7 protein-coding genes are annotated in these 5,776 nt (G+C 31.0%); all 7 read left to right on the top strand.

Going from position 1 to position 5,776, the window contains the following annotated elements; all coding sequences use genetic code 11:
• The coding region (locus tag ACQQ6X_RS07505; protein ID WP_430493548.1) for a hypothetical protein at positions 1-538 on the top strand (538 nt) is incomplete at its 5' end.
• 204 nt (positions 539-742) lie between these two features.
• A complete protein-coding gene (locus ACQQ6X_RS07500) occupies positions 743-1,294 on the top strand; it encodes a hypothetical protein (protein ID WP_305164812.1) in 552 nt (183 codons plus the stop codon).
• A gap of 248 nt (positions 1,295-1,542) precedes the next feature.
• Entirely contained in the window at positions 1,543-2,487 is a 945-nt protein-coding gene (locus ACQQ6X_RS07495) for a hypothetical protein (RefSeq protein WP_430493547.1), read from the top strand.
• Positions 2,488-2,864: 377 nt separating this feature from the next.
• Positions 2,865-3,404, top strand: a complete 540-nt coding sequence (locus tag ACQQ6X_RS07490) for an HNH endonuclease (RefSeq protein WP_326400081.1) — start codon at positions 2,865-2,867, stop codon at positions 3,402-3,404.
• 281 nt (positions 3,405-3,685) lie between these two features.
• Entirely contained in the window at positions 3,686-4,663 is a 978-nt protein-coding gene (locus ACQQ6X_RS07485) for a hypothetical protein (RefSeq protein ID WP_430493546.1), read from the top strand.
• Positions 4,587-5,204, top strand: coding sequence for an AAA family ATPase (locus ACQQ6X_RS07480; protein ID WP_430493545.1), 618 nt, complete (start codon positions 4,587-4,589; stop codon positions 5,202-5,204). Before ACQQ6X_RS07485 ends, ACQQ6X_RS07480 begins: the two co-directional genes overlap by 77 nt.
• 71 nt (positions 5,205-5,275) lie before the next feature.
• Positions 5,276-5,776, top strand: a 501-nt coding sequence (locus ACQQ6X_RS07475; protein ID WP_430493544.1) for an HNH endonuclease, incomplete at its 3' end; no start/stop codon positions are given.

Genomic DNA, 5,776 nt, shown 5'->3' with positions numbered 1-5,776 from the left:
GAAATCAAATATTTCTCAGTTATATTACATAAATATTCCAAGGCTATCTATATTGGCAGGTCTTAATGGTTACGTAATGGATTTCGAATTTATGAACGGAATAAAGAATCTTCATTCTCTCCAAATTCATTTAGTGCCACTAATGTTAAGCATACGTGACTTAGTTGGAAAAATTAGCGTAGAGGCAACTCCATTACTGAACTTGGAAAATTTCAATCCAACAATTATTGGGAAAATTTATTCCTTTAAGGAAGAATTCAAATCAAAGAACATACCAGGCGCAGATGAGTATGAAGGAAAAGAGTATATTCTTTCGAATAAATTAGAAGCTCAACCATACATTTTTACAAAACGTGGTAGTTACAAATTTGTGTTGGTAATAGACCCTAAATGGATAACAACTTCAACTTCATTTTCTTCTTTTTATTATGGGGGATATTTTGCAGGTCTATGTTCAATTAAACACTATTTTCCAGAAGAAAAAACATATATTGCAACCCCTTTGTTTATAGGGCCACCAAAATGGGATTTGTTCTAGGTTGCTTTGTCACAGTATTTCAATGAAGCCAAGTCCATCGTCTAACAAAGTATTCAAGTGGCGGATCCTATGGAACCTTGGTCTGCGAGTTGGATATCGAAGAGAAATTTCAGCAGACAACCCCTTCGGGGTTCATGAATACAGAAACGTTAACTGAAATTGCTTTATAAACAATCAAAAATGAAATATTCGGAGGCACACACATTGATAAAAAGACTTATTGAAATATTCGAGAATGCAAATAGAGACTTTTTAGAAAGTGATCTTGACTTATTAATATCTAAAGTTTCTGAGAGGACACTTTGTGGTGCGCTAATGTTACATATAAATAATATAATAAAAAAATCTGAATTTGCAGAATACAAGGTAGACGTGGAATATAATCGGAACAAAAATGGTAAAATCAAAACAATTGTAAAAACTATTTATGGACCTAAGGATGTTGGGGTTAAGATAAATTGCGATCTTATTGTTCACAGCCGGGGAAATAACATTAACCAAGACAATTTAATAGCGATAGAGATGAAGAAATCCGATAGAACAAAAGAAGAGAAAGAAAGTGACAGAATCAGACTAATTGCTTTGACCAAAGACAGTTATGATGATGTTTGGTCTTTTGATGAAAAGACATTCCCAGAACATGTATGTAGATATGCATTGGGAGTTTATTATGAAGTAAATTATAAGAAGAGAAGCATTAATATTGAATATTATAAAGAAGGGCATATATTTGATGAGAAGGAAGTCAAATTTTAAGGTAGTATTTTTAATATATATGTAACTCAATGATGTAAGCAACTTCAGTTAACATAATATTCAAGCTGCGGCTCCAATGGAGCCTGGGTCTGCGGGAAGGATTTCGAAGAGGCATTTCAGCAGACAACCCCTCTGGGGTTCATGAATACAGAAACGTTATACGACAGAATCATTTGATTATATTTGCATATAAAAGCTCTTGAATGTATTTATTGTATTAACGAGCTGAATAAAGGAGAAGTAAATCAGTGAGACCTAATAAAGAAGCAATTGAATTTGATAATAGTGTAGAAAACGCTGTTAAAAAATATCTTAATAACAAACAAGCCTATTGTATGTATCCAGGATGTAATATGCATGCAATATCTTCGCACACAATCTCTAAAAAAATATCATTAAATCAAATCTCTGAGAATGGAATTCTCTTTTCTCCCGAATCTAAAAGGATGTATCCAGAAAAAAAATATGGTATTGGAGAAATAGGAATAAATGACGCCTCAACATTTAAAGGATTTTGCAAAATACATGATGAAATTTTTTTTAGTGTAGATAAGAATGGGATCAAAAGTCAGAAGGATGTCTTCCTTCAAGTTTATAGAGTTTTGAATTTTATAATATTTAACGAAAATGTTATCAATAAGATGGCTCCACTATTTTATGAAAAACTGAATACCTCGCTAAAAAATGAAAATATAAAAAAAATTATAGAACGTGGGAAAAACACAGCCACAGAAGCTAATGAAATAAGAATAAAAAAGCTTAATAAGTACAGTTCTAATATTCTGAACATTATTAATGCAGGTGGACTAAACTCAGCAACATTTGATGAAGAAGCCTTTTTAACTTTAGACATTACAATGGATCAGGATATTCAAGAAAATTCTCACAACAAAAATGAAGATAATTTGATTATTGTTCATCGAAAAGTTAATTATCATATTCCTGTTGCAATGGCTACCAAAGTTTCATTCTCATTGAATACTCAAGGAAAAGAAGATGAATTATTTTTAATTTGTATTCCATATGAGAATTATTCAGACCTTATAATCATGTTCGCAAAAGGCAAATCACTTTTCGCGAAAAACAATCATTATTTACATTACATATATAATGATTTAAATATGTTGGAGTTAATAGAAAAGACAATGGTTAATTCAGAGGATTGGTGGATGAGTCCAAGAGAGTGGTATTGATAAATTAATAAAAATTCATGAACAAAGGCTTGATCATATACCGCTAAGAGATAACAAGGAATTAAAAAAAGAAAAATTAAACAGCAAAATGATGTTAGCATTTTTGGATTTTAGAAAAGAATAAAACTTGATTGGTTGTAGTTTTATTTTAGATGAAAACAACTTTAAACAAAAACTTAATTAGAAGAGCGATTCCGTCGTATAACATAATATTCACGCTGCGGACATTCGTCCTTGGTCCGACATTCGTCAGACACCCAGCATACGCCGGATCGTGAATACAGGAACGTTATGCGAAATTATTGTAATTAATAAAATGAAAGGAATGATAGTTGAAGATGGGAATGCCTTCGAAATCAAAGATATTCGAATATTGGATGAATTGGTTAGATAAGAAGGGAATTGATTGGGGAGAGCCGTGTTGTTGGGCATGTGGCAGGTTTTGGGGGGATAAATATGATATAAAGAAACCTTATGCAACTAGGGAAGAAATAATAAAGAATTGGGATAATATCCCGTTACAGAGATGCCATATTATTGCTAAGCAATTTGACGGTACTGATGAACCCTCAAATTTGTTTTTAATGTGCAGAGATTGTCATGATAAAGCTCCGAATACTAGATCGGTAGAAGCATTTTTAATATGGACAGAAAAGCAAAATTGGTATGAGAATTTTAGAGACGAGTTAATGAAGGAAATAAATAATTTTGGACTTGAAGACAGGGTTGAAGAGTTGAACGAAATAATTGCAAATAAAGAAATAAAGGATAAAATCATTGAAAACCTAGGGATACATATGAATCAAAATGGAAAAGGTGCTCAAATAACCATCTCAACATATATTTCAGCGTTATATGGATATCTAAAAGAACAAGACAAATTGAAAGTCTCTCAAGAAGACAATAACCTCGCATAACATAGTATTCACGCTGCGGACATTCGTCCTTGGTCCGGCATTCGCCGGACACCCAGCATAGCTGGGTCGTGAATACAGGAACGTTATACGACAGAATCAATAATAATAGAAAAAAGGATGATAAGTCTTTTTAAATGTTAGGATTTTGCAGTTCAATAAGGAGTTATAAATACCTTTAAAACGTTTAATCTCCATTGCTTTTGGAGCATTAGCAGATATATTTAGGTAAACCGATAAATAAAAATTAATGTGAAAGCTTGAATGCATTAGTAGGAGGATTTATGAAATTAATAAGTTTATATATAGAAAATTATAAAAAATTCAAGAGAAAAGAAATTGTTTTTTGGGAGTCACAAAGTGAGATTGAAAAGATGTTATATAGAAATGCTACTATTACTGCTTTCATAGGCCTAAATGGCACTGGGAAAACGACGATATTAAGTCTTATTGCTAATATTTTTAGAAACTTAGAGCGGTCTCAGGCTAAAATACCTACAGATTTTAAGCTTAACTATGAGATTAATGATCATCAAGTGAGTATTCAAAGGTATGAGGAAGTTGTATATATGAGAATAGATGGTAAAGAAACATTTGTATTACCTGAGAGAGGAAGAAGGAAGGGGCAAGATTATTATAATAAAGAAAAAGTTCCTTCTGATTATACCGAAAAAACAAAGAAGTTTCATGAAATATTAGATTTTATACCTAGACGTGTGATAGTTTCTGGTTTTGATAGTGAATACGAACTAGAATACCCGATCAATCTATTAGCTACTAAACTGCTAAAAATAAATAGCAAACTTTACTATGAAAATACTTACGGAATGGACTTATCAGAAGGTATTTTTAAATTTATTAATATGTATTTCCAGAATCAACAATTGAACTACATATTTAAAAAAATGAACATTAGCTTTGTGAATAAGATCTTTGCTAGGTACTCACATCCGACATTCTACAAATTCGAATCAGGAGAAAATATACACGATCGATTTTATGAGGAATTGGGGTATTGTTACTTAGAAGATTACGGGAAGTTTCTCATAAAGAAATCAGACATTCCGTATTTCGATGATCTTATGAAAATAAAGAAAAAATATCCCAAAGAATTTCGTGACTTTTATAATGAAGATTTTATCACAGGAGAATTTTTTGAAGTTTTCGGAAACGAAATGGACGTAGATGGATTCAATGTCATTTTTAATTTTGAACACTTTCATAAAGATTATATCGTTAATTTTTATTCTTTTGAAACATAAGCATCTGTATTTTAATGATGTAATTATCAAACGAAATGAGGGAGAAGAATATAAAATAAAAAATATGAGTACAGGAGAAAAGCTTTTGTTTGGTCGGCTCTTTTTTTTATTAACGCATATAGAGAACGATTGCATTTTAATCATTGAAGAGCCAGAATTACATTTGAACTATTCTTGGAATAAGCATTTACTACCTATCCTATCAATTTTATTAAAGGAATACGATTGTCATTTACTTATAAGTAGTCACAATTATAGCTTTATTAATAGCCTATTTTCAGAACAAATAAGAATTTTGGAAAATGATGAAATAAAGACACCTGAGTTTAACACTTTTCTTGCAGATGAGAGAGTAATATTAGATAAACTTGTAGACAATGAGCAAATGGAAAATAGATTTGAAGAAGTGGTTATTCAAGCATTAAAAGAAGAGGATAGGGCGTCTTTGAAAGCATTTTTTGAAGCAATGGGGGAATCTTTTTTAAAGGTAATGGTTTTTAAAAAATTACTTGAACTAGGTGAGATTAATGTGGAAAGTTAGTAATTTCAAAAATGAAGCAAAATTGAAGTTGTTTCAAGATAATATCTGTTCCCCATTTTTATCTACTCTAGTTGAATACGCTACGAAAAAACATATTAAAAGATATTTTTATTGAGTTATTCTATCAAAAGCTATTTGATAACGCTAAAATTTGGGGAATAATCGATTCCCATTCAACCACCTTTTCAAGGCAGATATTTCATGAGAATTTCAAACGTGAAAATAATATTTATATATGTCCATATTGTGATACGGATACAATTATTTCTGATGGGAACATAGTTATTGAACATTTTATACCAAAATCAGATTACCCGTTTGTTAGTATGCATCCCAACAATTTAATGAGTTCCTGCTATGGCTGTAACGGTATATATGGAAAGCATACTAAATATTATGCACCTATTTATTCACCTTACAATGTTCAAATTGGGGAACTTATTAAATTTGGTATTGATTTCTCAGAAAAGAAAGTAACTTTAGATGGAGCTGGAGAGTTGAAAGTCGATAATTATATCAAAACATTAAGACTAGAGCCTAAGTATTCTAAAAGAGATGTATTTGATTTAGTT

Source organism: Paenibacillus ottowii, from assembly GCF_050516475.1.
Classification (GTDB): Bacteria; Bacillota; Bacilli; order Paenibacillales; family Paenibacillaceae; genus Paenibacillus; species Paenibacillus ottowii.
This window is presented reverse-complemented; position numbering and strand designations above follow the sequence as displayed.

Bases quoted from the DNA above. Each gene is read 5' to 3' on its own strand.
- ACQQ6X_RS07490 (WP_326400081.1), top strand. From the start codon at position 2,865: ATGAATTGGTTAGATAAGAAGGGAATTGATTGGGGAGAGCCGTGTTGT.
- ACQQ6X_RS07485 (WP_430493546.1), top strand. From the start codon at position 3,686: ATGAAATTAATAAGTTTATATATAGAAAATTATAAAAAATTCAAGAGA.
- ACQQ6X_RS07480 (WP_430493545.1), top strand. From the start codon at position 4,587: ATGGATTCAATGTCATTTTTAATTTTGAACACTTTCATAAAGATTATA.